A 26,440-nucleotide genomic window follows, 5' to 3' on the forward strand; every position below is an offset into this window, starting at 1 on the left:
AGCTGCGGCGACGGAGTCGGCCTCAGACTCAGGCGGCGTCGACGGCGACGGCGCCGCGGGGCGCGTTCACATCGGCCGGGAGGGCCTTCTGCGCGACCTCGACCAGCGTGGCGAAGGCACCGGCGTCGTGCACGGCCAGCTCGGCCAGCATCTTCCGGTCGATCTCGACGTTGGCGAGCTTCAGGCCCTGGATCAGCCGGTTGTACGTCATGCCGTTCGCACGCGCCGCGGCGTTGATGCGCTGGATCCACAGCTGGCGGAAGTCGCCCTTGCGCTTCTTCCGGTCGTTGTAGTTGTAGGTGAAGGAGTGCAGCAGCTGCTCCTTCGCCTTGCGGTACAGCCGCGAGCGCTGGCCGCGGTAGCCGCTGGCGCGCTCGAGGACGACCCTGCGCTTCTTGTGGGCGTTTACTGCCCGCTTGACGCGTGCCACGTTGTTACTCCTTGGTGAGGACCGCGGTAAGTCTCACGCGGTCCGGTTACGAATGGATCGAGGGGTCAGCTGCGCGTGGCGCAGGGTCACTTCTTGAGAAGCTTCTTGACCTTCTTGGCGTCAGCCGGGGACACCTCGACCGTGCCGGCCAGGCGACGGGTCAGCGTGGACGCCTTGTGCTCGAGGTAGTGACGACGGCCGGCGCGCTGACGCAGCACCTTGCCGGAGCCAGTGATCTTGAAGCGCTTGCTGGCACCGGAGTGCGTCTTGTTCTTCGGCATGTCGCCGTACTCTCCTCGTCGGTCCGCTCCCGCCCGTGCGCCGGGGCGCGAGCGGGAGCGCTGTGGATCTCCTGTGCCCTCCGGCGGATGCCGGGGGGCCGGGCGGACGTGGCAGCCTAGCTGGCCGCCACCTCCTGGGTGTCCGGGGCCTCGGCGTCCGCGGGGGCGACGTCGGCCTCGGCAGCGGCCTCGTCGGCCGCCTCCGTGGCTTCGTCGAGCTCCTGCGGGGCGTCGGCCTCGGGGGCTTCGTCGGTCTCGGCGGCCTGCTCGGCCACCGGGGCCGCCTCGGCCTCGTCGGACTCGTCATCCCTGGCCGGACGCCCCTGGCGCTCGGCCTTGCGGATGGCGGCGACCTCACGGGCCTCGGCCATGGCCTCGGTCTTCTTCTTGTGCGGGCCGAGCACCATGATCATGTTTCGGCCGTCCTGCTTCGGGTTGGACTCGATGAAGCCCAACTCCTCCACGTCCGACGCGAGGCGCTGCAACAGCCGGAAGCCGAGCTCGGGGCGGGACTGCTCACGACCGCGGAACATGATCGTGATCTTGACCTTGTCACCCTGCTTGAGGAACCGGACGACGTGACCCTTCTTGGTGTCGTAGTCGTGCGGGTCGATCTTCGGCCGGAGCTTCATCTCCTTGATGACCGTGTGCGCCTGGTTCTTGCGCGCCTCACGGGCCTTCATGGCGGACTCGTACTTGAACTTGCCGTAGTCCATGAGCTTGCACACCGGCGGCCGGGCGGTCGCCGCGACCTCGACCAGATCCAGGTCGTACTCCTGCGCAAGTTCCAGGGCCTTGGCAAGCGGCACGATGCCGACCTGCTCGCCACTGGGACCGACGAGTCGCACCTCAGGGACGCGAATCCGGTCGTTGATGCGGGGCTCAGTGCTGATGGATCCTCCTCGGTTGCACCTCGCGACTGCCGGCGGCAGTCGCGTTATGCGGACTGGTTTACCGCCACACAGGACTTCATTCGTACCGCGGTGGATCCGGCGCGCCGGGCGCCGCACCGCGGGCACGAAAAAAGCCCCGCATGACACACAGGCGGGGCTCCACGGAAACCGGGCACGCTGCCGCGGAGCACAATGTCCGCGAAACGCGCTGGGTGGTGTCACGCTGGACGAGCCGTGAACCACCGGACCGGAACCCGACGACCCGGGGGTCGATGCGGGTGGGAGGGAGCCTCCACTTGCGGGCCTGGCGTCCTGCCCCACGGGCATGACGACCTGGCCGGTCAGTGTCCGAGCATAGCAGCGTTCGGGCGTAGCGCAGAATTCCCGCGTCCGGGGCGGATCGGGCAGACTTCGGACAGACATCCACGACATCCACGCACGACAGGTTGAGACGAGTACCCATGAGCAGCCAGCCCGACAGCCCCGACCTCGACGACCTGACCCGCGACATCGCCGACGTCCCGGCGGTGGAACTGATCACCACCACGGCCGTGCACCTGCTGAGCGCGGCGGCGGTCAACCTCGGGCTGGCCGAGGACGGCGAGAAGCACAAGGACCTGGACGAGGCCAGGAAGCTGATCAACGCGCTGGCCGGGCTGCTCACCGCCGCCGCGCCTGACCTCAGCACCTACCACGCCGCCCCGCTGCGGGACGGCCTGAAGTCGCTGCAGCTCGCCTTCCGCGAGGCCTCGCTGGTCCCGGACGCCCCGGGCACCGGCCCCGGCGAGAAGTTCACCGGGCCCGTCTACGGCTGAGCCGGCCACGGCCGTTCCCAGGCAGTCTCTATCTTCCTCTCAGCCCGGTCAGAGGAACGGTGCCTAGCGTGACCGGTCATGTGGAGCAGAAGCAGGACCGCGATCGTCTGTGCGGTGGCCGGGGTGCTGGCGGTGTCCGACACGACGGCGCTGCTGGCGCACCGCGGCTCCGCGCACGCCGCGATATCGGCCTCCGCGCCGGCTTCGGCCTCCGCGCCGGCCTCGGCACCCGCCGCGTCGCCGTCCGCGACCGCGACACCGAGCCGCCCGGCTGCCGCCTCGGCCGCTCCGACCCCCTCGGACACTCCCTCGGAAGCAGGCATGGACGCGCTCAAGGCAGCAGTCGCGCAGGCGCACGGCCAGGTCTCGGTCGCCGCCGTGGATCTCACTACCGGCGCCTCGGTGGACTACGGCGCGCAGGGGCACGCCTTCGTCACCGCCAGCATCGCCAAGCTGGACATCCTGGCCACCCTGCTGCTGCAGGCCCAGGACCGGGGCGGGTCGCTCACCTCGTCCCAGCGCACGCTGGCCACCAGCATGATCGAGCACAGCGACAACGACGCCGCGAACAGCCTCTACACCGCGATCGGCGCGCACACCGGCCTGGACGCCGCGAACAAGCGGTTCGGGCTCACCGCCACCCACGGCGGCAGCGACGACTACTGGGGGCTGACCACCACCACGGCCGCGGACCAGCTGACCCTGCTGCGCCAGGTGTTCACCGACTCCTCGCTGCTCAGCGCCGCCTCCCGGGCCTACATCCAGGGCCTGCTGAGCCAGGTCGAGAGCGACCAGCGCTGGGGGGTCGGCGCCGCCGGTACCAGCGACAGCTTTGAGCTGAAGAACGGCTGGCTGCCCCGCTCCAGCACCGGGCTCTGGGTGATCAACAGCACCGGCCAGGTCGACCGCGACGGCCACCAGCTGCTGATCTCGGTGGTCTCGGACGGCAACCCCACCATGGACCAGGGGGTCGACCTGATCGAGTCGGTCGCCAAGGCGGCGGCAGGGGTGCTCGGCCAGCCGAGTTAGCCGCGGCAGCCGAGCACCCCTGACCCGGCGTCAGCGGGCGTAGAGCGGCTGGGCCGGTTCGGCGGCCGACGCGGGGACGACGGCGAGGTCCAGGCCCCGGTCCAGCCGGATCCGCAGCAGTTCGTCGGCGGCCAGTGCGGCGGCCAGCCGCTGGACCGAGGGCCCGAGCACCGCCGGGTCCGCGGCCGGGTCGGGGATCAGCGCCAGCAGCGCGTCGGTCTGCTGCTCCCGGCTGGGCAGCAGATGAGCACGCAGTACGGCCGGGTGCTGGGCCAGCACGGTGCGGACCGCCTCGGCGACCTCGGGATCGTGCAGCGGGTCGATCCTGGCCCTGCCCTCGGCCACGGCGCGCATGGCCGCTCCGGAGAGCTCGTAGAAGGCGGGACCGGCCAGGTCCACCAGCAGCGCGTCGGCCTGCTCGGACCAGGCCGCCCGGACCGCCTGCGCGGCCGGGACCGGCGCGGGGCGGGCGTCGGCGCGCCAACGGGCCAGCGCGTCCAGGGAGGTGAAGGCGGGCAGTCCGCTGCGGCCGTCCGGCAGCCGCACGGTGGGGACGGCCATGTCGCTGGACTTCTCGTGGGTCAGTCCGTCGGCGCCGGTCTCGGCCTCGCCGAGGATGGCCACGATCGGGACCATCAGCCGGGCGCCGACCAGGGCTTCCAGGAGCTCCTGCTCGCCCGCCGCCGAGGGCTGCTCCACGTACCGGGACAGGGCCTCCGCGAGCCGGGGGTCCGCCGAGCCGTCGTCACCCGAGAACCCCGGGTCGGGGATGTTCTTACGCTGCACCCGGCGAGCCTAGTCGCTCGGGCCCGGCCCGCCGGACCGCCGACGGCGGAGCCGCACCGGCACATATGCCGCGAGGCAACCTCTGTGCCGATCTTTCCAGGGGATTCTCATGATTTTCCCACCCATTCCAGAGAGCTGATCCATAGTGTGCGTACCTATGTCGAAGAGAAGCCGGGGCCGTCGCCGTCGCGCCAAACCCCGCAGCAGGTCTCGGGCCGGCATCCTCTACGCGGTGGTCGGGGTGACGGCGGTGGCCGTGCTGACCGCCGTCCTGCTCAACCAGTCCGCCCCGGCCGGTACGGCAGTGTCCTCCTCGGACGGGCTGTCGCCCTCGGTGCAGCCCAGCGGCGGAAGCGGCGGCACAGCGTCCGCGAAGCCCAGCGCCACCGCCACCGAGCCGGCCAGGAAGCCCACCGCGAAGGCCACCAAGGCAGCCTCGGTGGCCGGCACCGACACCCTCAGGGACGCGGTGTCCCGGGCCGCGGGCGCGACCTCGGTCGCGGTGACCGACCTGACCACCGGCCGGACGCTCGACTACGGCGGCGCCGGCCACGGCTTCGCCTGCGCCAGCATCGCCAAGCTGGACGTGCTGGCCACCCTGCTGCTGGAGGACCAGGACAAGGGCACTGAGCTGACGGCGGCGGAGCAGGCGCTCGCCACCAAGATGATCGAGCACAGCGACAACGCCGCCGCCGACAGCCTCTACACCACCCTCGGCAAGGCACCGGGCATGGATGCCGCGAACAAGCGTTTCGGGATGACCTCCACCCACAGCGGGGAGGGCATCCTCTGGGGTGTGACCACCACCACGGCCGCCGACCAGGTGACCCTGCTGCGCCAGGTGTTCACCAGCTCCTCGCTGCTCAGCACCGCCTCCCGGGCCTATATCCAAGGCCTGCTGAGCCAGGTCGAGAGCGACCAGCGCTGGGGCGTCAGCGCCGCCGCCACCAGCGACGACTACGAACTGAAGAACGGCTGGCTGCCGCGCTCCACGACCGGGCTCTGGGTGGTCAACAGCACCGGCCGGGTCGACCGCGACGGCCACCAGCTGCTGATCTCGGTGCTCTCGGACGGCAACCCCACCATGGACCAGGGCATCGACCTGATCGAATCGGTCGCCAAGGCCGCCGCGGAAGCGCTGCTCCCAGGCTGAGCCGTGGTGGCTGAGCCGTGGTGACCGGGCCGTTGAACATGAGCCGATTCCCAGTCTCCCCTACCGACAGGTAGCCACGATGTGGCAGTCTTCCGGCATGGTGACACCCTCCGCAGACCGCACGCGCTACGACCGCGCCACCGCCCACCTCGACGCGCCGGTGGCGATCGTGGACCTCGAAGCCTTCGACGCCAACGCGGAGGACCTGGTCCGGCGCGCGGTCGGCAAGCCGATCCGGGTCGCCAGCAAGTCGGTGCGCTGCCGGGCCCTGCTGGAGCGGGTGCTCCGGATGGACGGCTTCCGGGGGATCATGAGCTTCACCCTGGCCGAGTCGATCTGGCTGGCCCGGGCCGGCTTCGACGACATCCTGCTCGCCTACCCCTCCGCCGACCGGGCCGGCTACGCCGAGCTGGCCGCCGACCCCAAGCTGGCCGGGGCGATCTCGGTGCTGCTGGACGACCCGGCGCAGCTCGACCTGATCGACGCGGCCCGCGGCGAAGGCACCGAGGAGATCCGGGTCTGCCTGGAGCTGGATACCGCGCTGCAGTTGTTCGGCGGCCGGGTCCGGGTCGGCGCGCGGCGCTCCCCGCTGCGCACGCCCGAGGCGCTGGCCGCGTTCGCCGGTCTGGTGCAGCAGCGTCCCGGCTTCCGGGTGGTCGGCCTGATGGCTTACGAGGGGCATATCGCCGGGGTCGGCGACCGCATCGCCGGGCGGCCGTTCCGCTCCCGGATGATCCAGGTGATGCAGCGCACGGCACGCGCCGAGCTGGCGCAGCGCCGGGCCGACGTGGTGGCCGCGGTACGCCGGGTCGCCGACCTGGAGTACGTCAACGGCGGCGGCACCGGCAGTGTGGAGAGCACCGTGGCCGAGGACTCGGTGACCGAGGTCGCGGCCGGGTCCGGGCTCTACGTCCCCCGGCTGTTCGACAACTACCGCTCCTTCCACGGCCGTCCGGCCGCGCTGTTCGCGCAGCCGGTGGTACGGCGTCCCGGCGTCGGTGTGGTGACGGTGCTCGGCGGCGGCTACCCGGCCTCCGGCGCGGCCGGGGCGGACCGCTCCCCGGTCCCCTACCTGCCGGAGGGGCTGCGCTACGACCCGCAGGAGGGCGCCGGCGAGGTGCAGACCCCGCTGCTGGGCTCGGCCGCGGACGACCTGCTGATCGGCGACAAGGTGTGGTTCCGGCACGCCAAGGCCGGGGAGCTGTGCGAGCGCTTCGCCGAGCTGCGGCTGGTCGAGGGCGACCGGATCGTGGAGACGGTGCCGACCTACCGGGGCGAGGGCCGGACCTTCCTCTGACCTCTGACCCGCCTGTGGCCTGTGAACGCAGGGCGCCCCCGCCGGATCCGGCGGGGGCGCCCTGCGTTCGGACGGTTCGTCAGGAGTTGCTGCCGGTGCTGCCGGTGCCGCCCCCGCTCAGATTGGCGGTGTCGGCGTCCTTGATCCCGGAGACGATGGTGTCCATCAGCGAGACGTCCGGGGCCTTGGCGGCCGTGTCGAAGCCCATGTGCAGGGCCACCAGGCTCTTGTTGTCGCTGGTCGGGAAGACCACGGTCTCCACCGTGCCGCTGTTGCCGACCTTGGCGTCGATCTTCCAGCGGATCAGGTAGCCGGAGCGGCCGGCCACGGTCACCGCCTGGGACTCCAGCTGCTGGTGGCCGGTGATGTCCCCGTACGCCTCCTTCACGGCGCCGGCGATGTCCGCCTTGGCGGCGGCCTCGGCCCCGTCGCCGACCGAGGCCTTGAGGGTCTCGGTATTGGCACCGCCGAGGGTGCAGGTGCTGCTGGAGGACTGGGCGCAGGTGTACTGGCCTATCGCGAGGCCCGCGTGGCCGTCGTCGGTGGTACCGCCGGTCCACCCGCTGGGGATGGGGAGGGAGAGGCCGTCCACGACGTCGTAGGCGGTGGTGCTGCTGGCGCCGCCCAGTCCGCCGCTGCCGCCGGAGCTGCCCCCGCTGCCGCCCGGAGCGCCGCCGGAGCCGCCCGTTCCGCCGGAGCCGCCGCCGGTGCCGCCTGAGCCGCCGCCGCTGCCGCCGGAGCCGCCTTCGCCGAAGGGGGCGCCGCCCTGGTTGAAGCGCTGGGAGGGCGAGGGGGAGGACGTTGTGGTCGAGTGCCGTCCGTCCATGATCAGATAGGTGGTCAGGCTGCCGACGCCGAGGCCGAGCAGGGCCGCCACGGTTCCGGCCAGCACGGTGGCCCGCCGGGGGCGGGCGCGTTTGGTCGGCACGGGTCCGATCGTCAGCACCTCGTCGGGCTTGGTGCTGACGGTCCATTCGGAGCCGTTCCACCAGCGCTGACCGGGGTGGGCGGGGTCAATGGGCTTGGGGTCCGGGTACCAGCCGGCCGGGGTCGTCGTACTCACAGCGGCAATCTACGGCCAATTCGATAAGCGTGCGATCAACCGGCCCTGAGGATCAGCTGAGAATGAGGTGCGGAAGGAAGCCGGCGTCCTCATCCTGCGGCCCCCGGTGCTGCCCGCGCCCACGCGCGGCTGCCACCGGGGGCCGACGGCACGTCCCGTGCCCGGACGGCCTACAGCGGGGTCACATAGGCGCCGCCGATGCCGCCGTCCACCAGGAACTCGTTGGCGGTCATGAACGAGGAGTCGTCACTGGCCAGGAAGGCCACCGCGGCGGCGATCTCCTCGGGACGGGCGAAGCGGCCCAGCGGGATGTGGACGAGTCGGCGGGCGGCGCGCTCCGGGTCCTTGGCGAACAGCTCGCGCAGCAGCGGGGTGTCGACCGGCCCCGGGCAGAGCGCGTTGACCCTGATGCCCTCCCGGGCGAACTGGACGCCCAGCTCCCGGGACATCGCCAGTACCCCGCCCTTGGACGCGGTGTAGGAGATCTGCGAGGTCGCCGCGCCCATCACCGCGACGAAGCTGGCGGTGTTGATGATCGAGCCCCGGCCCTGGCGCTGCATGTAGGGGAGGGCGGCCTTGCAGCAGAGGAAGACCGAGGTCAGGTTGACCTCCTGGACCCGGCGCCAGGCGTCGAGTCCGGTGGTGAGGATGGAGTCGTCGTCGGGCGGCGAGATGCCGGCGTTGTTGAAGGCGATGTCGACGCTGCCGTAGGTGTCGTACGCGGCCTTGAACAGCGCCTCGACCTGGTCCGCGGCGGTGACGTCGACCTGCACGAACAGCCCGCCGACCGCCTCGGCGGCGGCCTTGCCCGCCGTCTCGTCGACGTCGCCGCAGACGACGTTCGCGCCCTCGCTCGCCAGCCGGTGGGCGGTGGCGAGGCCGATGCCGCTGCCGGCGCCGGTGATCACGGCGGTACGGCCGACCAGGCGGCGGCAGATGCTCTCAGGGGTGGTCATGAGCGAGCTACTCCTCGGTGCTGAAGAAGACGTTCTTGGTCTCGGTGAAGTGGGTGAGGGCGTCCGGTCCCAGCTCGCGGCCGAGCCCGGACTCGCCGAAGCCGCCGAAGGGCGTCCAGTAGCGGACCGAGCTGTGCGAGTTGACCGAGAGGTTGCCCGCGTTGACGCCGCGGGCCAGCCGCAGCGCCCGGCCCAGGTCCCGGGTCCAGATGGACCCGGACAGGCCGTAGCGGGTGCCGTTGGCCAGCCGCAGCGCGTCCGCCTCGTCGGTGAACGGGAGGACCACCGCGACCGGGCCGAAGATCTCCTCGGTGGCGGCGCGGCTGTCGGGGTCCTCGGGGGCGAGCAGGGTGGGCGGGAACCAGAAGCCGGGCCCCGACGGGGCGTCACCCCGGGCCACCACCTGCTGATCGTCCGTCAGGAAGCCGCGCACCCGCTCCCGTTGGGCCGCCGAGATCAGCGGGCCCATCTCGGTGGCCGGGTCGGCCGGGTCGCCGACCCTGACCGCGGCGAGGGCCGGGCCGAGCAGGGACAGGAAGTCCTGGTAGACCTCGCGCTGGACCAGGATCCTGGTCCGGGCGCAGCAGTCCTGTCCGGCGTTGTCGAGGAAGGCCATCGGCGCGGTGGCGGCGGCGCGGGTCAGGTCGGCGTCGGCGAAGACCAGGTTGGGGCTCTTGCCGCCGAGTTCCAGGGTGACCCGCTTCAGCTGCCCGGCGCAGCGGGCCATGATCTCCTTGCCGACCGCGGTGGAGCCGGTGAAGACCACCTTCCGCACGCCGGGGTGGTCGACCAGGGCCCGCCCGGTCACCGGGCCGTGCCCGGGCAGCACCTGGAACAGCCCCTCGGGCAGCCCGGCGGCCAGGGCCAGTTCGGCCAGCCGCAGCGCGGTGAGCGGGGTGGTCTCGGCCGGTTTGAGCAGCACCGCGTTGCCGGCCGCCAGGGCGGGGGCGAAACCCCAGCCGGCGATCGGCATCGGGAAGTTCCAGGGCGCGATGACCGCGACCACGCCCAGCGGCTCGTGGAAGGTGACGTCCAGGCCGCCGGCCACCGGGATCTGCCGACCGGTCAGCCGTTCGATCCCACCGGCCGCGTACTCCAGCAGGTCGCGGACATTGCCGGCCTCCCAGCGGGCGTTGCCGAGGGTGTGCCCGGCCTCGCGCAGCTCCAGCAGGGCCAGTTCCTCGACCGCGCCGTCCACGGCGTCGGCGAAGCGGCGCAGCAGCCGGGCCCGGTCGCCGGGGGCCAGCGCGGCCCAGCCCTGCTGGGCCTTGGCGGCCCGGGACACGGCGGCGTCCACCTCGGCCGGGGTGGTGGCCGGGACGGTGGCGATCACCTCCTCGGTGGCGGGATTGAGGACGATCAGCGGCTCGTCGGCCGTCTGCGGGGTCATCTGACGCGGGCTCACATTCGTTCGAAGGAGCGGAAACGCTCCCAGTCGGTGACGGCGGTGTCGTAGGCGTCCTGCTCGACCTCGGCCATCCGCAGGTAGTGCTGGACCACGTCGCTGCCGAAGGCGTCCTCGGCCAGCTTGCTGCCGGACCAGAGCGCGGCGGCCTCGCGCAGGGTGCTCGGGAGGTGCTCGTAGTCGGCCTCGTAGGCGTTGCCGGTGCACGGCTCCGGCAGCTCCAGCTCCTGCTCGATGCCGTGCAGCCCGCCGGCGATCATCGCGGCCACGGCGAGGTAGGGGTTGACGTCCCCTCCGGGCGCGCGGTTCTCGAAGCGCAGTGAGGGGCCGTGGCCGACCACCCGCAGCGAGCAGGTGCGATTGTCCCGGCCCCAGGCCACGGCGGTGGGGGCGAAGGAGCCGGGCCGGAAGCGCTTGTAGGAGTTGATGTTGGGCGCGTAGAGCAGGGTCAGCTCGCGCATCGCGGCCAGCTGGCCGGCCAGGAAGTGCCGCATCAGCGGCGCCATCCCCCCGTCCGCCCCGGCGAAGGCCGGTCGGCCGTCGGCGTCGCGCAGCGACAGGTGCACATGGCAGCTGTTGCCCTCGCGCTCGTTGTACTTGGCCATGAAGGTCAGCGACTGCCCCTGCTGGGCGGCGATCTCCTTGGCCCCGGTCTTGTAGACGCTGTGCTGGTCGCAGGTGGTCAGCGCCTCGTCGTAGCGGAAGGCGATCTCGTGCTGGCCGAGGTTGCACTCGCCCTTGGCGGACTCGACCACCATCCCGGCCGCGCCCATCTCATTGCGGATCCGGGCCAGCAGCGGCTCGATCCTGGCGGTGGCGAGGAGCGAGTAGTCGGCGTTGTACTGGTTCGCCGGGGTGAGCGCGCGGTAGCCGGTGCTCCAGGCTTCCTCGTAGGTGTCCTTGAAGACGATGAACTCCAGCTCGGTGCCCGCCCAGGCGCTGAGGCCGTGCTCGGCCAGGCGGTCGAGCTGGCGCCGCAGGATCTGCCGCGGCGAGGCGGGGACCGGGCTGCCGTCCAGCCAGGCCAGGTCGGCGGTGACCAGGGCGGTTCCGGGCTGCCACGGGGTCAGCCGCAGGGTGTCCAGGTCGGGGATCATCGCGAAGTCCCCGTAGCCGGTGTCCCAGGACGCCATCGGGTAGCCGTCGACGGTGTTGAGCTCCACGTCCACCGCCAGCAGGTAGGCGCAGCCCTCGCTGCCGTGGGCGAGCACGTCGTCCAGGAAGAACCCGGCGGCGAAGCGCTTGCCCTGCAGCCTGCCCTGCATGTCGGTGAAGGCCACGGCCACGGTGTGGATGACCCCGTCCTGGATCAGACGGCGCAGCTCAGGAACGCTGAGCGGGGGTTGACGTGTGGTCACGGGGTTGCCTCCGAGTGCGGTTGCCTTGGCCTCTGCGATGGCTGCCTGGCCTCTGGGATGGCTGCCTTGGCCTCTACGGTGGCGCTGTGGGCTGCCGAGCGAGTTAAAGGTATGTCCTTGTACCATTGAAAGGGAAGGGGGCTCGATGACAGAGGCTGCAGAAGCTGATCCGCTGGCCGCGGTGCTGCGACCGGTGCGTTCGGGGAACACCTTTGAGGAAACGGTCCAGCGGCTGCTGCAGCTGATCCGGCTCGGACTGGTGCCCGAGGGCGAGCGGCTGCCCCCGGAACGGGACCTCGCGGAACGGCTCCAGGTCAGCCGGGTGACCCTGCGCGAGGCGCTCAAGGTCCTCCAGGACACCGGGCTGCTCGAGGTACGCCGCGGACGCTACGGCGGGGCCTTCGTCCGGCGCCCCGGCCTGGACCCGCTCACCGACCCTGCCACGGCCGACGGTAGCGAGCTGCGACGGCGCGCCGAACTGCTCGGCGACCGGCTGGAGGACACCCTGCTGTTCCGGGAGGTGCTGGAGGTCGGCGCCGCCGAACTCTGCGCCGCACGCCCGCCGACCGGCGCGGACGCGCAGCGGCTGCGCGACTGCCTCGCCGCGACCGCCGCCGCCCCGCTCGCCGACTACCGCCGCCAGGACACCAGGCTGCACCTGGCGGTCGCCGAACTCTGCGGCTCGGCCTCCGTGGCCGGCCAGTACGCCGCCGTCCGCGCCACCGTCAACGACCTGCTCGGCGGCATCCCGCTGCTGCCACCCAACCTCGAACACAGCGAACGGCAGCACCGGGAACTGGTCGCCGCGATCCTCGGCGGCGACCCCGACCGGGCCCGCGCGGTGATGCGCGAGCACCTGGCCGGCACCGCGGCCCTGCTCCGCGGCTTCCTGGCCTGACGGCCCGTCAATGATCCCCCGATCCCTTCGACTCCTTTGATCCCTCATGCCTCAGGGAGGCCGGCTCCATGTTCCGTCCGCTCATCGGTGTCACCACCTACCTCGTCCCGGCCGGCTGGGGCGTCTGGACCGAGCAGCAGGCCGCCCTGCTGCCGGTCCAGTACTGCGCCCTGGTCCAGCAGTCCGGCGGGATCGCCGCGATGCTGCCGCCGGACGATCCGTCCGTCGCCGCCGACGTGGTGTCACGGCTCGGCGGACTGGTCGTCAGCGGCGGCCCGGACGTGGACCCGCGCCGCTACGGCGCGGAGCACGACCCGCGCACGGACCCGCCGGGCCCGGAGCGGGACGCCTGGGAACTGGCGCTGATCGCCGCCGCGCTGGAGCAGGGGGTGCCGCTGCTGGGCATCTGCCGGGGCATGCAGCTGCTCAATGTGGCCTGCGGCGGCGACCTGGTCCAGCACCTCCCCGAGGTCGTCGGCCATGCGGGCCACTCCCCCACCCGGGGCGCCTACGCCGCGCACCCGGTCACCCCGGTTCCGGGCACCCGGCTCGCCTCCCTGCTCGGAACCGCGACCCTGGACGTCCCCACCTACCACCACCAGGCCGTGCACCGCCTGGGCGCGGGCCTGATCGCCGGCGCGTACCACCCCGACGGCACCGTCGAGGCGGTCGAACTCCCGGTCGAGGCCCCCGGCGGACTCGCCCTCGCCGTCCAGTGGCACCCCGAGCAGGGCACGGACCTCCGGCTGGCCCAGGCCCTGGTGCAGGCCGCGCTGAATCGGCGCGAGCTCGCCGAGGACCCTGGTGCGTACACAGCCTGTGCTCCAGGATGAGGGCCATGCCTGACGACACCACCGCCCCCGCCGCATCTCCGCCCGCGCCTGCCACTGGACCCGCCACCGCACCTGCCACTGCCTTCCACGACCTGGGGACGTTCATCGCCCTGCCCCGGATCTCCTCGCTGGCGCTCTCCCCCGGCGGTGACCGCCTGGTCGTGGCGGTCGCCGAACTCGCGGCCGAGGGAACCAGATACATCACCGCGCTGTGGGAGGTCGACCCGGCCGGGCAGCGTCCCTCGCGTCGGCTCACCCGCTCCGCCAAGGGCGAGTCCGCGCCCGCGTTCCGGCCGGACGGCACCCTGCTCTTCCTCTCCGCCCGCCCCGACGCCGACCCGCCCAAGGACGCCCCCGAGGACGGCGACTCCGCGCTGTGGGCCCTGCCGGCCGACGGCGGCGAGGCGGTCAGGCTGCTCGGCCGCCCGGGCGGGGTGGACGAGTTCGCGGTGGCCCGGCAGTCCGAGCGGATCGCCCTGATCGCCTCGCTGCTCCCCGGGGCCGAGGACGCCGAGAGCGACGCGGCCCTGCGCAAGGCCAGGAAGGACGCCAAGGTCAGCGCGATCCTGCACGAGGAGGCGATGGTTCGCTTCTGGGACCACGACCTCGGCCCCGGTGTCCCGCACGCCTTCGCCCTGACCCTGCCGGGGGGCTCGGACGACGTGGCCGGGTTGGCCGGGGCGACCGGGGCGACCGGGCAGAGGGAGGAACCGACGCCGGTGGACTGCGGAACCGTCAGCGTGCACGGGGCGGCCCCGGCGCTCTCCCCCGACGGGTCCCTGCTCGCCTGCACCGTCCTCCTCGGCGACACCCCGGACGAGCTCCGGGCCGGGGTCGCCGTCATCGATGCCGCCACCGGCAAGCGACTGCGCCTGATCGCACTGCCGGACGCGGAGTTCGACGCCCCGGTGTTCGCCGCCGACGGCCGCACCCTGTTCTGCCTGCGCGAGTCCAGGTCCAGCTGGGAGGACAGCGGCGACATCACCCTCTGCTCCTTCGACCTGACGGTCGACCAGGGCCAGGGCCAGGGCCGCGACCTGCTGCCCGGGTTCGACCTCTGGCCGGACGCGGTCGTCCCGTCCCCCGTCGGCGACGCCCTGTTCTTCACCGCCGACCAGCGCGGGCGCGGCCCGGTCTTCCGCCTCGACACCGCCGACGGCACCGTGACCCGCCTCACCGCCGAGGGCACCTACACCCACCTGGCCGTCTCCCCGGACGGCACCGCGCTGTTCGCGCTGCGCTCCTCCGTCGACTCCCCGCCCACCCCGGTCCGGCTCGACAGCGCCACCGCCGACCAGGAGCCGGTCGCCCTGCTCACCCCCGCGCCGGTCGGCGCTCTCCCCGGCTCGCTGACCGAGGTGACCACCACCGCGGAGGACGGCACCGCGCTGCGCTCCTGGCTGGTGCTGCCGGACGGAGCCGACGCCGACGCACCGGCACCGCTGCTGCTCTGGGTCCACGGCGGCCCGCAGAACAGCTGGAACGCCTGGACCTGGCGCTGGAACCCGTGGGTCGCCGCCGCGGCGGGATACGCGGTGCTGCTGCCCGACCCGGCGCTGTCCACGGGCTACGGCCAGGAGATGCACCGGCGCGGCTGGGGCGACTGGGCCGGCAACCCCTACCGCGACGTCCTGGCCCTCACCGACGCCGCCCTGCGCCGGCCGGACCTGGACCCGGCGCGAACGGCGATGCTGGGCGGCTCCTTCGGCGGCTACATGGCCAATGTGATCGCCACCAGGACCGACCGCTTCAAGGCCATCGTCAGCCACGCCAGCCTGTGGAACCTGCACAGCTTCGCCGGCACCACCGACGCCCCGCATTACTGGCGGCGCATGTGCGGCGACATCCTGAAGACCACAGAGCGCTATGACGACATGTCACCTCATCTGCACGCGGCCGAGATCCGCACGCCCATGCTGGTGGTCCACGGCGACCGGGACTACCGGGTGCCGATCGGCGAGGGCCTCGGCCTGTGGACCGACCTGGTGCGCTTCGGCGTCCCGGCGAAGTTCCTCTACTACCCGGACGAGGGCCACTGGATCCTCAAGCCCAACAACTCCCGGCTCTGGTACGCCACGGTGCTGGCCTTCCTCGCCCACCACGTGCTGGACGAGGAGTGGCGCCGCCCCGACCTGGTCTGACCAGTCCCGTTCAGCTCTCACCAGTCCAGGTCAGCTCTCACCAGTCCCGGTCAGACACTCCGCAGGTCGTAGGTCACCCCGGTCAGGCCCTCCGAGACCGCCCACAGGCGCTCCTGGGCGGCCTGACTGTGGGCCGCGGCGATCGAGGCCTTGAGCACGGGGAAGCCGCGCGTCTCGAACGGTCCGTCAGGACCGTAGTAGTGGGCGCCCATCGCCCGCGGGTCGGTGGCGGCACGCAGCGTCGGCAGCGCGCCAAGGGCCGGCGACTGCAGGACCGAGTCGGCCCCGAGGGCGTACAGCGGCCGGACTGGCGCCGGCAGATGGCGTCCCAGCTCGGTCGAGGTGAGGCCGGGGTGGGCGGCGAGGGCAATGGTCCTGGCGGTGTCCGAAGCGGCGAGGCGCCGCTGCAGGGCGTACATGAACATCAGGTTGGCCAGCTTGGACTGGTTGTAGGCGCCCACCCGGCTGTACCGCCGCTCCGACTGAAGGTCGTCGAAGTCGAGCCCACCCCTGGCCAACTTGTGGGCCAGGCTGCTGAGCACGACCACCCGGGAACCCTCGGTGCCGGCCAGCAGGTCGAGCAGCAGCCCGGTGAGGGCGAAGTGGCCCAGGTGGTTGGTGCCGAACTGGAGCTCGAAACCGTCGACGGTGCGCCGGTGTGGCGGGACCATCACACCGGCGTTGTTAATCAGCAGGTCCAGGTGGTCGAAGCGCTCGTGCGCCTCGGCGGCGGCCTCCCGTACCGAGGCCAGCGAGGCGAGGTCCAGGGCCAGCAGCTCGGTGCTGCCGCCGATCCGTACCGCCGCCGCCTTGGCCTTCACCGGGTTGCGGCAGGCGAGGACGACCGTGGCGCCGCGCCGGGCCAGCACGGTGGCGGTCTCCAGACCGAGGCCGGTGTTGGCACCCGTGACGAGCACGGTCCGACCCGTCTGGTCGGGTACGTCGGCGGCGGTCCAGGCCATCCGGCCCTCCTGAAGTGAGCTGCGTGAGCGGGTGAGCGGTGAGCGGTGAGCGGGTGCGCGGGGTGCGCGGGGTGCGCGGGGTGCGCGGGGTGCGCGGGGTGCGCGGGGTGCGCGGGGTGCGCGGGGTGCGCGGGGTGAGGTGCCAGCGCCTCAGCTTGGTGCGCACCCGAAACACTGTCAAGAAACGCCAATATGCGCCGTTGTCGTACCTGTACGGCATGATGCGGAGCATGACCGCAACCCCGCCCGCGACCTCCACCGCAGCCCCCGGCCCGGGCCCCGCCGCGACCGCGCCCCGGCTGATGCTGCTGGACACCGCCAGCCTCTACTTCCGCGCCTACTTCGGCGTGCCCGACTCGGTCCGCTCCCCGGACGGGCAGCCGGTCAACGCCGTCCGCGGACTGCTGGAGTTCATCACCCGGCTGGTCCAGGACCACGCCCCGGACCACCTGGTCGCCTGCTGGGACGCCGACTGGCGCCCGCAGTGGCGGGTGGACCTGATCCCCACCTACAAGACCCACCGGCTCGCCGCCGAACCCACGACCGAGGGCCAGGAGGAGGTCCCGGACACCCTGTCACCCCAGGTCCCGGTGATCGCCGCGGTCCTGGACGCCCTCGGCATCGCCCGCATCGGCGTCCCCGACTACGAGGCCGACGACGTCATCGGCACCCTGGCCACCCACCACCCCGCCCCGGTCGACATCGTCACCGGCGACCGTGACCTGTTCCAACTGGTGGACGACGCCCGCCGGGTGCGGGTGCTCTACCCCATCAAGGGTGTGGGCTCGCTCCAACTGACCGACGAAGCCCTACTGGTCGAGAAATACGGCGTGACCGGCTCCCAGTACGTCGACTTCGCCGTCCTCCGCGGCGACCCCAGCGACGGCCTCCCCGGCGTCGTCGGCATCGGCGAGAAGACCGCCACCAAGCTGATCGCCCAGTACGGCGACCTCGCCGGCATCCAAGCCGCCGCCGTCGACCTCGACAGCAAACTCACCCCGGCGCAGCGCAAACGCCTCATCGAGGGCGCCGCCTACCTCGCCGTCGCCCCCACCGTCGTCAGCGTCGCCACCGACATCCCCCTCCCCACCTTCGACCCCACCCTCCCCACCGAACCCCTCGACCCCATCACCCTCGAAGAACTCTCCGACCGCTGGGGCCTCGCCACCCCCATCAAACGCCTCCTCGACACCCTCGCCGACGCCAAGTCGCAGCGCTCGTGACACGATCTTGTCGACAACGGCCATTCGTCCAGCAATTCGGGTGAGCTGTTCTGAACGCTGCGGGCCTCGTCCAGCAGTTCCTCCAGCAGGGAAGGACCGACCCACGCGTGTTTGACCAGCGGCGCCCGGTACGAGTCGCTCGGTAGTTGCGGCACCAGGTCGATGAGTTCACGCAGCGCCGCCGGCGAGCCGGTGAGCCGGTGAGCCTTGCACGATGGGCGCCCCCGGCCGCGCGAAGCGTGGACTGCCGCTGCGTGCTCCAATCCCTCGGCGGTCAACTGGATTGCGCTGGCGAAGTCTCCCTGCACAACCCGCGAATGTCAGACCCCGCCATTAGGCTCCCCGCCATGCGAGAACTCATCGACGCCCTGGTCCGGTCCGCCGAACGAGAGGGCATGGAACTCTACGGAGTGCACATCTACCGCCGCGGTGCCGAGCCGGTCGAACGCAGGCTCCGCTCGGACGACCGGGTCGATGTGCGGTCGGTCTCGAAGACCTTTACGTCCGTAGCGCTTGGCATCGCCGAAGCCGAAGGCCGCCTCGCCCTGGACGACCCCGCCCTCAAGTACTACCCCGAGTTGGCCGGCTCTGCCGCGCCCCGCCTCGACCAGGTCACGCTCCGGCACTTGCTCACGATGACGTCCGGCAGCCCATACTCCTGGTCCGCCTACGACCCCGTCGTAGTCCCGGACCTCGCCGCTGACTTCTTCGCGACCCCGCTCGCGCACGAACCCGGCACGTATTTCAGGTACACCGGCATCGGCCCGTACATAGCGGCCCGCGCCCTGCGCGCCGCGACCGGCGCCAACGTCCGCGATTACCTGCTGCCCCGCCTCTTCACCCCGCTGGCCATCCACAATCCCCAGTGGCACACCTGCCCCCTCGGCCATCCGGTAGCGGAGAGCGCCCTCCACCTGAGGACGTCCGAACTGGCCCGCTTCGGCCGCCTCCTGCTCGACGAGGGCCGCCACGAAGGCCGCCAGCTGGTCCCCGCCGAATACTGCGCTCGAATCGCGACTGAAACCGTTCCGACCATGAAGGACCCAACAGCCGAAGGCTTCCGCCTCTCAGACAGTTACGGTCTCGGCGTCTGGTGCACCCTCGGGGAAAAGACGTACAAAATGGCAGGCCTCTACGGCCAGCTCTGCATAATCTCCCCGGACAAGGAAGCGGTGGTGACCGTAACCGCCCATGTGGAAGGCGGCGGCTCCCAGCGGACCTCTATAACAGCCCTAATAGACGAAGAGATCGTAGCCCGCCTATAAGGGCAAGCGTTCCTCGGATGAAAAGGAATGGGGGCCGGCAGCCATGGAGCGGCGGGGTCCGAAGTGCCCCGTGCTTGACCTGGTTTGAGGCTCTTGTGACTGGCGGGCCTGGAGTGACGAAGTCCGCCGCCGAACCCGCCGTAACCCGAATCGTTGCCGAGTACGACGCCTCGCCCAGGAATGAGAAGGGCACGGTCCCGCACTGCGAGCGCCTGTACCACTCCCATGTCACCGAGTGAGATCGCCGCCGATCTGCGGGAAGTCGGCGTCCCGGCAGGGCTGATCGGTTATGAGTACCAACCGCTGGGCGAGGCGACGCTCCTGGACGGAATCGGTGCGAGCGGGTTGGTCGTCTTTGGGTCCAGCGGCCTGTTCGGTCGGCTCGGCGTCGATGTGACTTCGCGTCACGTAGTACAGATCCCGAAGATCGGGTCCGCGACTGCCTGGCATGTGAACAGGGACCTCGGAGCCTTGCACCAGTGCGTCGCGGCCACGATCGCCTGCTTCCCGTTCTACCAGGAAGACCAGGAGGAAAATTTCCAGGAGGTGGCGGACGAGCTTCGCCGACTCCTCGCTGCCCTCGATGACACCGCACTCGCGGACAACGGGTTGTGGGAAACCTTGTGCGACGACGTGGCGATGGGCGACTACGCGAACTGGGAGGATGAATGAGTCACGTCAGTCCCCAGCGTGAGGCCGGTGGTTGCCAGGCAGCCGTCGAGCTGTTGATCAGCTGTTCTGAACGCTGCGGGCCTCGGCCAGCAGTTCCTCCGGCAGGGAAGGACCGGCGCAGGCGTGTTTGACCAGTAGCGCCCGGTACGAGTCGTTCGCAAGCTGCGGCACCAGGTCGATGAGTTCGCGCAGCGCCGCCGGCGAGCCGGTGAGCCGTGCGCGATAGGCGGCCCCGGCCGCGCGAAGCGTGGGCTCGGCTGCTTCGTGCTCCAATCCCTGAGCGGTCAACTGGACCGCGGTCGCGAAGTCGCCCTGCTCGGCTCGCAGGTCGGCCAGGTCGAGATACAGCGACCAGTTGGCCGGGTCGAGCCCAAGGGCTCGCTCAAACGCCGCAGCGGTCTTCTCGGGATCACCGAGCCTGCGCCACGTGCCCGCTCGGACGACTTCGGTCAGCATGACCCGCTCGACAGAGTCCGCTCGGTCGCAGAGGGCGAACGAGGCGTCGGTGAGGCCGCAGGCCCGCAGCAGGATCGCCATCCGCGCCATAGCCTCCGGCAGCGGCTCCCGTACGGAGACCGTGTCTATGGCATGGATCCAGGGCTGGAACCGCTCGCGCATGATGTCGGTGTCCAGGTCATGGCCACGTTCCATGGTCCGCATAGCGGCCTCGGCCAGCGCGTCGGCGCTCACCACACCAAGGAATTCTGCATCGGAGAACCAGGGCGCTTTGGCCCAAGAGACGTCGGGCCGGGCACCAGTGACCGAGCCGAGCGCCAGCACCGCGCCAGCCATGTCGCCTTCGAGAAAGTTGACGTACGACCGCGCCAGGACCGTCCTCAAGGAGTCGGCTGCCTGGACCACTTCGGCCAACTCCGACCGCTTGTCGCTCCACAGTTCACTGAGCACCGTATAGGGCTCAGGCTCCTCAGGGGCAGAGGCAATGGCTCCTGACAGATAGTGCACGGCCATCTCCGTACTACCCCCGCAGTGCGCCATCACCCGCGCAAGACCGACTCCAGCAGCTACCGCGCGATTCGACATCGTCCGAGAGTAGCCCTGCCCAGGTCCCGGGCCGGGCCGCGGGTGTCGGTGGGCTGCCGTAGGGTCCGTTTCCATGACGATGCTGATGACGTACGCGGGCGCCGGTGAGCCGGAAGCACTGGTCACTCGCACCGGCGGGACACCGTTGGCACCGGCGGGGACGCCATGGCCCACCTGTGCGACGTGCGAGGGGTCAATGCAGTTCCTGGCTCAGATCGCCCTGGATGACCTGGTTCGCCCCACCAGCCAGGTCAGCTCCCGAACCGCCCGAACCATGGCGATCTTCATGTGCCAGAACGACCCCGGCATGTGCGACGAGTGGAGCCCGACCCTCGGCGGCAACCGGGCTTTGTTGTTCCCGGTCGGCGATCTGCGGCCGATGGCCGCACCCCACGAGGACGACGAGGGCACGCTGCGCCTCGGCACCGTCAATGCCGTGACGTTGGTGTCGATACCAGGATCCGACTACGGCAGCGCACGCGAGAGTTGGGGCGACCGGAGCGGAAACGGGCTGCGGGATGTCCTGGGACAGCTCGGCGGCCAGGCCGACTGGCTGCAGGATGACGAGACGCCCCAGTGCCCACGCTGCACCCAGTCCATGGAACTGATCGCCCAGCTGGAAGAGGGACCGGAGCACAGCACGGCGATGAACTTCGGCGGTGGCGGTACCGCGTTCGCGTTCGCTTGCGAGCCCTGCACAGAGGCCGCCTTCCTGTGGCAATGCTGACCTGCGCGACAATCGCGGCATTGTGATGGATCGGACTTGGTACCGCGTGTCTCCGGTCGTCGACGGCCTTCCGCTGCTGGCCGATCCTACGTTCTGGCCGGCGCATCTGGCTGACCTCTACGAGGGCATGTCCCCAGAGGAGTTCGGCGTGGATGGCGGGGACGCTGACGCGATGCTGGCACGGCTGGAGGACAAGTCTGCCTGGCCGGTCTTCCATGTGCCCCTCGCCGGCGACCACCGGATCGTCGTGCACTACAACAGCGGCGAGGAGTGCACGACCGCCGACTACTTCCTCACCCACCCTGACTGGGCGAGGGACTTGGTCCTGGCGAGCGCTGACCAGGACCGGATCGGGCCGGGGCTGTGCTGGCCCGAACTCGCCGCGATCCTCGACGCCCCCGAGAGTGCGGCCGGGGTCACCGAGAGGCACGCACGCCTACTTCTCCTGCTGCCCGCACTGGGCGACCTGGGCATCACCGATGAAGCCGCCGCGGCGGTAGTGAGCGCGCTCCAGCACTATGGCGCCCCGCAGGACTGCCAGACGCTGGCACGACGCCTGTTGAGCGGCCACCCCATGTGGGGAGCCGCTCCGTGGCACTTCGATCCGGACGAGCACATCTGGATCTGCGACGGCGACCACAGTCCGCGCGGGAGCGCACCCCAACTACCGGCCGAGCAGAGGGCCGCGTGGGCAAGGTGTCTGACCCCGAGTCAGCGCGGGTTGCCCTGCTTGTGATCCGTACCCGAGCATGGCCCTGCTCGAAGGCGAAGCTCCGTGCGGGGCGGCAGGGACCTGTTTCAGCTGGTGGATGATGCCTGCGGCGGACCACTCCACACGGATCTCAGACACGATGACGTCTTGATCCTTTCGGTTCCGGGCCTGTTCAATCGGCAGATGACCGAGACCGGTATCGACCTTGGCACTGTCACAGCGCCCTCCGGGATGCTCTTGCTGGGAATGGCTGCCGGGATCGACTACTGGCCGCGGGTCGGACGCCCGCTGTCCGAGCGGGCCCGGACCGCAATAGCCGCCGGCGGCGGCCACCTGCACGGACCCGAGGACTCCGAGCCATCCGCTTGGATGTGCGAGGCGGTCGCCGTAGCAGCCGCCGCAGACCGGCCCCTGCAGGTTCGGGCCCGGACATCAGCGTCACCATTCGACGGGGAACCGACGATCGCCGTCCTGGAAGTCGACCTCAGCCTGCCCTGGTCCGGCCGCGACGACGGCGAACCCGTGCAGCTCGGCGACCTGCCGGTCGACCGGTGCGGCATGGTCCTCGGCGACGCCCAGGCGCTGGACGGCTTCACCGGCCTGGACGGCCAATCCACCAACGGCCCGGCGGACGTCACCTACTGGGGCAAGTACGAAGACACCGTCCATGCCCAGTTCGGCGGCGACCGCGTACCGCACCACGCCAGCGGTGCGGCCCGCACGGATGGCTCGATCTCCCCCTGGCCGAGGCCGAGGCGGTTACCGAACGACTCCGGACGTGGACCCGCGAAGGCCCCGGTAACGGCTTGATGGTCTCCGTCGACGCCCACACCGACTTCCATCTGTTCCACCGGGCCGGATGGAGCCACCCACTGCTCGCAGGCACCATCAACCTCGGCGGATGCCCAGTGCTCGGCCTCGGCTGGGACGGCGGGGACCACTCCATGCGCCATCGTGGAGAGCGGGCCTATGGACAGGTCTACCCCGCCACCCTCGAAGCCCGCGCCGGTGAGGCCGTACTGCGCTGGAGGCCTCACTTCTCCAGTACAGCGCCTTCTCGACACCCTCACCCAGGCCGGTGCTTGATCCGCAGCGTCAACCACGTCGGGGGCGCCAAACGCCGAGGTGGACTTCGGGTCGTCGGCCTGTCTGGAGCCCTCCTGATCCGCCAATTGGTTCTCCCACCGGCCTGAATGGCGAGCGCAGTTCACGGGAGGACCACGTACCTCAGACCGTCGAGCTGAGAGCAGACCCGTTCTCAACCGTGACAGGCGGACCGTAGCGCTGGTAACAGTCCTGGAGGAGCCCGGATTCCTCCAGGGCCGGGTCGGCCCAGGCAGGGTCCAACCCTGCCGGACCGGGCCGGGTAGCGAGGGCGCAGGCGCCGGTGAGCATGCCCGCGTACACCAGGTCGGAGTGGAGGTTGCTGATGCTGTCGGTCTCGTGGAAGTTCACGGGCCGGCCTCCGGCCAGATCGTGACGTCCACACCATGGGGCAACCGGTGGGTGCGTGAGGAGGGGTTCGTCGCAATGTCCGGGGCGTTCCCGGCTGCGAGCGCTGCCAGGCCGGGCAGGTCGAACTCGATGTCACGACTGCTGACGCTGGCGAGATGGGCGGGACGCACGAGGCTTCGAACTCGCGGGTGGACATGTGTGGTCCGGGATCCCGGTTGTCCGACCGCCTGAGGGAACAAGCGACCGGACAGACTGGGGCGGGTGGAGGACAGATGACCAGGATGACGGACCCGACGAACCTCCAACGGGTCCCACCCAGCGGTGGAGCCCCGGTGGGACCGAGGCCGCAGAGCGGCGGGCGGGACTGCACGGTGGGCCGCGCTCCTTTGGAACGCGACCCACCGTCAGGCGGGATGATCAGGCAATCGCGGTGATCTGGTTCCAGTCGATGCCTGAGGTGGCGATCGGTTGTGCGGGGCCGAAGCCGCCGGTCGCGGTGCCGGGGAACAGTACGAGGGTGCCGGCGCTGGTGACGGCGTACAGGTCGGGCAGTCCGTCGCCGTTGACGTCTCCGAGCGAGGTCAGCAGCGGGTAGTCGGAGGCCTTGAAGTGCTTGCCGATTTCGTTCCAGGTGCTGGAACTGCCGAAGGTGCCGTCTGCGTTGCTGGGCGCCAGGAACAGCTTGCCGTTGTTGTCCTGGCGCACCAGGAAGTCGCCGTGGCCATCGCCGTTCATATCGCCGGGGGCGACCAGAGTGGCGCCGGTGCCGAAGGTGCGGTCGATGACGGTGGACGTGCCCAGAATGCCGTTTCGCGAGCCGGGCCAGTCGAGCAGTTGCCCGTTCTCCACGCTGAGCAGGGTTCCGCCGCCGGATCCGGCGCTGACGGTGTCCGGGCCCAGGAGCGCGATCTGGGTGGTACCGGCCCAAGTGTTGCCGTCACTTCGGTACCAGCCGCTGGAGCTGCGGTCAAAGTCGCCAAGGCCGTTGTTGACCATGGTGCCGGCGTACCCTGCGGAGTTGATGCGCAGGATGTCCTGGAAGCCGTCGCCGGCTGCCAGGTCACCGTTCTGAGCGATGAGAGTGGATGCCCAGTCGGTTCCGGAGTCGGCGTAGGCGGTGGCGGCTTGCAGGGCACCGCCACCACGACCGTAGAGGATGTAGAGCTTGCCGTCCTTGCCGGTGGCGACGAGGTCAGGGAGCTTGTCACCGTTGAGGTCGCCGCGGGCGTCGGGTCCGTTCCACGTCGTAAAGAACATGTAGCGGGTGGACTGGGACGTTTGGCCGTCTGCGTTCTCGGTGCGCACGTCGATCCAGTCGTCCCACTCGGTGGGGTCCAAGGTGACGGTCGCGGTGCCGTCCGCGGCAATCGGAACCCACCCGGAGCCGGAGCCTGCCATGGTCGGCGAGGCGGTGGAGCCATCGACGTTCGGCAGCTCGCTGTCGAGGTCGTACTGGAAGCGGACGGGATCCCCGGTGGTGCCCGCGCCCACGGTGAACGTCACCGTTCCGGGGGTACGCATGAGCGGGACGGTGCCGCCCGATCCCACGCTTGGGAAGTACGTGGAGCTGACACTAGGCGCGGGCAGTGCGTCGCTGGCGTGTGCGGCCGAGCCCAGCGCGAAACTGGCCGCGACCGTGATCGCGGTGGCAAGCGTGAGGCGGCGTGACGTGGTGGTGCGCAAGATGGTCCCCCTGGTGTCGGTGTTCGCACCCGCGAGGCTACGGGCCAGCACTGACAGAGGGCCACCGCTTTGATCACCGAGGCTGTCCCAGAGCCCGATCGCCAACCATCCGTCACGCGGTGGACAGCGCTGCGAGCAGGAAGGGTTCCACGAGGCCTCTTGTGCACCTGCAAGGAGCCGCCAACCAATGTGGCCGCCGCAGGAGAGACCGTCCGGACGATCGCCTGCTGATCTTGCTTGCCCGTGCGCAGGCCACGTCGGGGGCGCATCCATCGCCTCAGCCTGACCCACGATCAATCGGACAGTCGCAACCTCACGCAGCGCCTGATGTCCGAGCGTGTGGCCGCCGACGCACTGGCTGGTCGGGTCCCCTCCGACTGTGTGCCGCGGCCGGGGTGCCCGCGAGCGCATTCTCGGCGCGTCCAAGGAACTGTTCCGTGAGCAGGGCATCAACCGCACCGGCATGGACCAGCTCTGTGCGGAGGCGCAGGCGTCCAAGCGCACGGCCTATCAGCACTTCGCCAACAAGGGCGAACTCGTCACCGAGTACCTGCGCCGGTTCGACCCCTCCGTTCTGCCGAACGCGTTCGACCGCACTGACCTCACACCCCGCGAACGGCTCCTCGCCGCCTTCGACATCCCCTCCACCACTCCCCTGTGCCCCTACATCGCCACCGCCGGCGAACTCCACGCCCCCCAGCACCCCGCGTCCCAGTACGCACGCGACTACAAGAAGGCTGTCGCCACACGGCTCGCCGACACCGCCCGCCAAGCCGGTGCCGCCGATGCCTTCCCCACAGCCGCCGTCCTCATCGGCAACGCTCTAGGGTGACCTCACGCCTGCCGTATTCAACATCACTGCAGTGCAGTCGAGTTCGCCCTGCCTCTGCTACGCCTTCCCTGCCGATGCGACCATGATGACGAGCGAGGGACACCCACTCCTGGCTGTCGCCCGACCTGCGCGAACGGGCCGTCATCCATGACGTCGCGCCGAGGAGTGGCCCGACCGGTGGACCTCGGCATCGTCGGCCGCACCACCACCGATGTGGACCGGCGCAGGCTGCGCTTCGTCAGGTCGGCTCCGTCCGGGATCAACGGCGCGGACCTCACCGGCACTCAACTGGGCGCGGTCCGCGAACTGTTGCTGCACTACGTGGAGACGTGTCCCGAAGAACTGACGGCCCAGTACCGCCACAGCGTGCCGGCGGAGCACCCGTCCGCCCTGCACTTCGCCTGGCGTGCCGTCTCGACACACGACAGTAACTTGAACCTATCCTCAACTTGAGGCTAAAGTTGAGGATAGGTTCAAGTTATCTGCTGCGACCCTCCCGCCGCCCGCGGCGGGAGGGCGCGCACGCCCTC

The 26,440-nt window shown here is 70.8% G+C and carries 26 protein-coding genes; 15 read left to right on the plus strand and 11 right to left on the minus strand.

The window, feature by feature from the left end; all coding sequences use genetic code 11:
- Window positions 1-28: 28 nt before the first annotated feature.
- The 3 genes from rplT to infC all read right to left on the minus strand — a co-directional run bounded on the left by rplT (window position 29) and on the right by infC (window position 1,643).
- Window positions 29-430 (minus strand): 50S ribosomal protein L20, encoded by a 402-nt coding sequence (rplT, locus tag ACEZDG_RS00720; protein ID WP_380501037.1) that lies wholly within the window; start codon window positions 428-430, stop codon window positions 29-31.
- 86 nt (window positions 431-516) lie between these two features.
- Window positions 517-711 carry a 50S ribosomal protein L35 gene (gene rpmI / locus ACEZDG_RS00725; RefSeq protein ID WP_123503106.1) on the minus strand — a complete coding sequence of 65 codons (195 nt, stop codon included), beginning with the start codon at window positions 709-711 and terminating at the stop codon, window positions 517-519.
- Between the two features lie 116 nt (window positions 712-827).
- Window positions 828-1,643 (minus strand): translation initiation factor IF-3, encoded by an 816-nt coding sequence (gene infC, locus ACEZDG_RS00730; protein WP_380502206.1) that lies wholly within the window; start codon window positions 1,641-1,643, stop codon window positions 828-830.
- A 422-nt stretch (window positions 1,644-2,065) separates the two neighbouring features.
- Between infC and ACEZDG_RS00735 the strand changes: the two genes are divergently transcribed.
- Both ACEZDG_RS00735 and ACEZDG_RS00740 read left to right on the plus strand, forming a co-directional pair.
- Window positions 2,066-2,419, plus strand: coding sequence for a DUF1844 domain-containing protein (locus ACEZDG_RS00735; RefSeq protein WP_380501039.1), 354 nt, complete (start codon window positions 2,066-2,068; stop codon window positions 2,417-2,419).
- Between the two features lie 78 nt (window positions 2,420-2,497).
- Window positions 2,498-3,448: a serine hydrolase gene (locus ACEZDG_RS00740; protein WP_380501041.1), complete on the plus strand. Its 951-nt coding sequence runs from the start codon at window positions 2,498-2,500 to the stop codon at window positions 3,446-3,448.
- A gap of 30 nt (window positions 3,449-3,478) precedes the next feature.
- Here the strand turns inward: ACEZDG_RS00740 and ACEZDG_RS00745 are convergent, their stop codons facing one another.
- Window positions 3,479-4,234: an SseB family protein gene (locus ACEZDG_RS00745; RefSeq protein ID WP_380501043.1), complete on the minus strand. Its 756-nt coding sequence runs from the start codon at window positions 4,232-4,234 to the stop codon at window positions 3,479-3,481.
- Window positions 4,235-4,391: 157 nt separating this feature from the next.
- On the opposite strand from ACEZDG_RS00745, the gene ACEZDG_RS00750 reads away from it, so the two are divergent.
- Window positions 4,392-5,387, plus strand: a complete 996-nt coding sequence (locus ACEZDG_RS00750; RefSeq protein ID WP_380501045.1) for a serine hydrolase — start codon at window positions 4,392-4,394, stop codon at window positions 5,385-5,387.
- Between the two features lie 97 nt (window positions 5,388-5,484).
- A complete protein-coding gene (locus tag ACEZDG_RS00755; RefSeq protein ID WP_380501047.1) occupies window positions 5,485-6,684 on the plus strand; it encodes an amino acid deaminase/aldolase in 1,200 nt (399 codons plus the stop codon).
- A 79-nt stretch (window positions 6,685-6,763) separates the two neighbouring features.
- Here the strand turns inward: ACEZDG_RS00755 and ACEZDG_RS00760 are convergent, their stop codons facing one another.
- The 4 genes from ACEZDG_RS00760 to ACEZDG_RS00775 all read right to left on the minus strand — a co-directional run bounded on the left by ACEZDG_RS00760 (window position 6,764) and on the right by ACEZDG_RS00775 (window position 11,466).
- Entirely contained in the window at window positions 6,764-7,747 is a 984-nt protein-coding gene (locus ACEZDG_RS00760; protein ID WP_380501049.1) for a DUF2510 domain-containing protein, read from the minus strand.
- A gap of 170 nt (window positions 7,748-7,917) precedes the next feature.
- Window positions 7,918-8,703: a 3-oxoacyl-ACP reductase gene (locus ACEZDG_RS00765; protein ID WP_380501051.1), complete on the minus strand. Its 786-nt coding sequence runs from the start codon at window positions 8,701-8,703 to the stop codon at window positions 7,918-7,920.
- A gap of 7 nt (window positions 8,704-8,710) precedes the next feature.
- The gene (locus ACEZDG_RS00770) at window positions 8,711-10,093 is read right to left on the minus strand and encodes an aldehyde dehydrogenase family protein (protein WP_380501053.1); all 1,383 of its coding nucleotides are present in this window, start codon (window positions 10,091-10,093) and stop codon (window positions 8,711-8,713) included.
- Between the two features lie 11 nt (window positions 10,094-10,104).
- Window positions 10,105-11,466 (minus strand): glutamine synthetase family protein, encoded by a 1,362-nt coding sequence (locus ACEZDG_RS00775; RefSeq protein WP_380501055.1) that lies wholly within the window; start codon window positions 11,464-11,466, stop codon window positions 10,105-10,107.
- 145 nt (window positions 11,467-11,611) lie between these two features.
- On the opposite strand from ACEZDG_RS00775, the gene ACEZDG_RS00780 reads away from it, so the two are divergent.
- The 3 genes from ACEZDG_RS00780 to ACEZDG_RS00790 all read left to right on the plus strand — a co-directional run bounded on the left by ACEZDG_RS00780 (window position 11,612) and on the right by ACEZDG_RS00790 (window position 15,338).
- On the plus strand, window positions 11,612-12,364 hold the full coding sequence (locus ACEZDG_RS00780) for a FadR/GntR family transcriptional regulator (protein ID WP_380501057.1): 753 nt from the start codon (window positions 11,612-11,614) through the stop codon (window positions 12,362-12,364).
- Between the two features lie 68 nt (window positions 12,365-12,432).
- On the plus strand, window positions 12,433-13,197 hold the full coding sequence (locus ACEZDG_RS00785; RefSeq protein ID WP_380501059.1) for a gamma-glutamyl-gamma-aminobutyrate hydrolase family protein: 765 nt from the start codon (window positions 12,433-12,435) through the stop codon (window positions 13,195-13,197).
- Between the two features lie 5 nt (window positions 13,198-13,202).
- On the plus strand, window positions 13,203-15,338 hold the full coding sequence (locus ACEZDG_RS00790; protein ID WP_380501061.1) for a S9 family peptidase: 2,136 nt from the start codon (window positions 13,203-13,205) through the stop codon (window positions 15,336-15,338).
- Window positions 15,339-15,388: 50 nt separating this feature from the next.
- On the opposite strand, the gene ACEZDG_RS00795 is transcribed toward ACEZDG_RS00790, so the two are convergent.
- Window positions 15,389-16,300 carry an oxidoreductase gene (locus ACEZDG_RS00795; protein ID WP_380501063.1) on the minus strand — a complete coding sequence of 304 codons (912 nt, stop codon included), beginning with the start codon at window positions 16,298-16,300 and terminating at the stop codon, window positions 15,389-15,391.
- A gap of 230 nt (window positions 16,301-16,530) precedes the next feature.
- On the opposite strand from ACEZDG_RS00795, the gene ACEZDG_RS00800 reads away from it, so the two are divergent.
- From ACEZDG_RS00800 to ACEZDG_RS00810, 3 genes are all read left to right on the plus strand, one after another.
- Complete coding sequence (locus tag ACEZDG_RS00800) at window positions 16,531-17,523, plus strand: 5'-3' exonuclease (RefSeq protein ID WP_380501065.1); 993 nt, start codon at window positions 16,531-16,533, stop codon at window positions 17,521-17,523.
- A gap of 347 nt (window positions 17,524-17,870) precedes the next feature.
- Window positions 17,871-18,788 carry a serine hydrolase domain-containing protein gene (locus tag ACEZDG_RS00805; protein ID WP_380501067.1) on the plus strand — a complete coding sequence of 306 codons (918 nt, stop codon included), beginning with the start codon at window positions 17,871-17,873 and terminating at the stop codon, window positions 18,786-18,788.
- 225 nt (window positions 18,789-19,013) lie between these two features.
- Window positions 19,014-19,460: an SUKH-4 family immunity protein gene (locus ACEZDG_RS00810; RefSeq protein WP_380501069.1), complete on the plus strand. Its 447-nt coding sequence runs from the start codon at window positions 19,014-19,016 to the stop codon at window positions 19,458-19,460.
- 57 nt (window positions 19,461-19,517) lie between these two features.
- Here ACEZDG_RS00810 and ACEZDG_RS00815 read toward each other — a convergent pair whose 3' ends face one another.
- Window positions 19,518-20,429: a tetratricopeptide repeat protein gene (locus tag ACEZDG_RS00815; protein WP_380501071.1), complete on the minus strand. Its 912-nt coding sequence runs from the start codon at window positions 20,427-20,429 to the stop codon at window positions 19,518-19,520.
- Between the two features lie 145 nt (window positions 20,430-20,574).
- On the opposite strand from ACEZDG_RS00815, the gene ACEZDG_RS00820 reads away from it, so the two are divergent.
- The 3 genes from ACEZDG_RS00820 (at window position 20,575) to ACEZDG_RS00830 (ending at window position 22,750) form a co-directional block, all read left to right on the plus strand.
- A complete protein-coding gene (locus tag ACEZDG_RS00820) occupies window positions 20,575-21,228 on the plus strand; it encodes a hypothetical protein (RefSeq protein ID WP_380501073.1) in 654 nt (217 codons plus the stop codon).
- Between the two features lie 46 nt (window positions 21,229-21,274).
- Window positions 21,275-21,964 carry a hypothetical protein gene (locus tag ACEZDG_RS00825; RefSeq protein WP_380501075.1) on the plus strand — a complete coding sequence of 230 codons (690 nt, stop codon included), beginning with the start codon at window positions 21,275-21,277 and terminating at the stop codon, window positions 21,962-21,964.
- 123 nt (window positions 21,965-22,087) lie between these two features.
- On the plus strand, window positions 22,088-22,750 hold the full coding sequence (locus ACEZDG_RS00830; RefSeq protein ID WP_380501077.1) for a hypothetical protein: 663 nt from the start codon (window positions 22,088-22,090) through the stop codon (window positions 22,748-22,750).
- Window positions 22,751-23,812: 1,062 nt separating this feature from the next.
- Here ACEZDG_RS00830 and ACEZDG_RS00835 read toward each other — a convergent pair.
- Entirely contained in the window at window positions 23,813-25,183 is a 1,371-nt protein-coding gene (locus ACEZDG_RS00835) for an FG-GAP repeat domain-containing protein (protein ID WP_380501079.1), read from the minus strand.
- Window positions 25,184-25,457: 274 nt separating this feature from the next.
- Here ACEZDG_RS00835 and ACEZDG_RS00840 point away from each other — a divergent pair, with 274 nt between their 5' ends.
- Both ACEZDG_RS00840 and ACEZDG_RS00845 read left to right on the plus strand, forming a co-directional pair.
- Entirely contained in the window at window positions 25,458-25,910 is a 453-nt protein-coding gene (locus ACEZDG_RS00840; RefSeq protein WP_380501081.1) for a TetR/AcrR family transcriptional regulator, read from the plus strand.
- Between the two features lie 177 nt (window positions 25,911-26,087).
- Window positions 26,088-26,363, plus strand: a complete 276-nt coding sequence (locus ACEZDG_RS00845; protein ID WP_380501082.1) for a hypothetical protein — start codon at window positions 26,088-26,090, stop codon at window positions 26,361-26,363.
- The last annotated feature ends 77 nt before the right edge of the window (window positions 26,364-26,440 follow it).

The sequence above is a fragment of the Streptacidiphilus alkalitolerans genome (assembly GCF_042511045.1).
Taxonomy (GTDB): Bacteria; Actinomycetota; Actinomycetes; order Streptomycetales; family Streptomycetaceae; genus Streptacidiphilus; species Streptacidiphilus alkalitolerans.

What these genes read in the sequence shown, in the direction of transcription:
- rpmI (WP_123503106.1), bottom strand. Translation starts at nt 711, where the DNA reads ATGCCGAAGAACAAGACGCACTCCGGTGCCAGCAAGCGCTTCAAGATC.
- ACEZDG_RS00735 (WP_380501039.1), top strand. Translation starts at nt 2,066, where the DNA reads ATGAGCAGCCAGCCCGACAGCCCCGACCTCGACGACCTGACCCGCGAC.
- ACEZDG_RS00740 (WP_380501041.1), top strand. Translation starts at nt 2,498, where the DNA reads ATGTGGAGCAGAAGCAGGACCGCGATCGTCTGTGCGGTGGCCGGGGTG.
- ACEZDG_RS00750 (WP_380501045.1), top strand. Translation starts at nt 4,392, where the DNA reads ATGTCGAAGAGAAGCCGGGGCCGTCGCCGTCGCGCCAAACCCCGCAGC.
- ACEZDG_RS00755 (WP_380501047.1), top strand. Translation starts at nt 5,485, where the DNA reads ATGGTGACACCCTCCGCAGACCGCACGCGCTACGACCGCGCCACCGCC.
- ACEZDG_RS00765 (WP_380501051.1), bottom strand. Translation starts at nt 8,703, where the DNA reads ATGACCACCCCTGAGAGCATCTGCCGCCGCCTGGTCGGCCGTACCGCC.
- ACEZDG_RS00770 (WP_380501053.1), bottom strand. Translation starts at nt 10,093, where the DNA reads ATGACCCCGCAGACGGCCGACGAGCCGCTGATCGTCCTCAATCCCGCC.
- ACEZDG_RS00780 (WP_380501057.1), top strand. Translation starts at nt 11,612, where the DNA reads ATGACAGAGGCTGCAGAAGCTGATCCGCTGGCCGCGGTGCTGCGACCG.
- ACEZDG_RS00785 (WP_380501059.1), top strand. Translation starts at nt 12,433, where the DNA reads ATGTTCCGTCCGCTCATCGGTGTCACCACCTACCTCGTCCCGGCCGGC.
- ACEZDG_RS00790 (WP_380501061.1), top strand. Translation starts at nt 13,203, where the DNA reads ATGCCTGACGACACCACCGCCCCCGCCGCATCTCCGCCCGCGCCTGCC.
- ACEZDG_RS00795 (WP_380501063.1), bottom strand. Translation starts at nt 16,300, where the DNA reads ATGGCCTGGACCGCCGCCGACGTACCCGACCAGACGGGTCGGACCGTG.
- ACEZDG_RS00800 (WP_380501065.1), top strand. Translation starts at nt 16,531, where the DNA reads ATGACCGCAACCCCGCCCGCGACCTCCACCGCAGCCCCCGGCCCGGGC.
- ACEZDG_RS00805 (WP_380501067.1), top strand. Translation starts at nt 17,871, where the DNA reads ATGCGAGAACTCATCGACGCCCTGGTCCGGTCCGCCGAACGAGAGGGC.
- ACEZDG_RS00810 (WP_380501069.1), top strand. Translation starts at nt 19,014, where the DNA reads ATGTCACCGAGTGAGATCGCCGCCGATCTGCGGGAAGTCGGCGTCCCG.
- ACEZDG_RS00815 (WP_380501071.1), bottom strand. Translation starts at nt 20,429, where the DNA reads ATGGCCGTGCACTATCTGTCAGGAGCCATTGCCTCTGCCCCTGAGGAG.
- ACEZDG_RS00820 (WP_380501073.1), top strand. Translation starts at nt 20,575, where the DNA reads ATGACGATGCTGATGACGTACGCGGGCGCCGGTGAGCCGGAAGCACTG.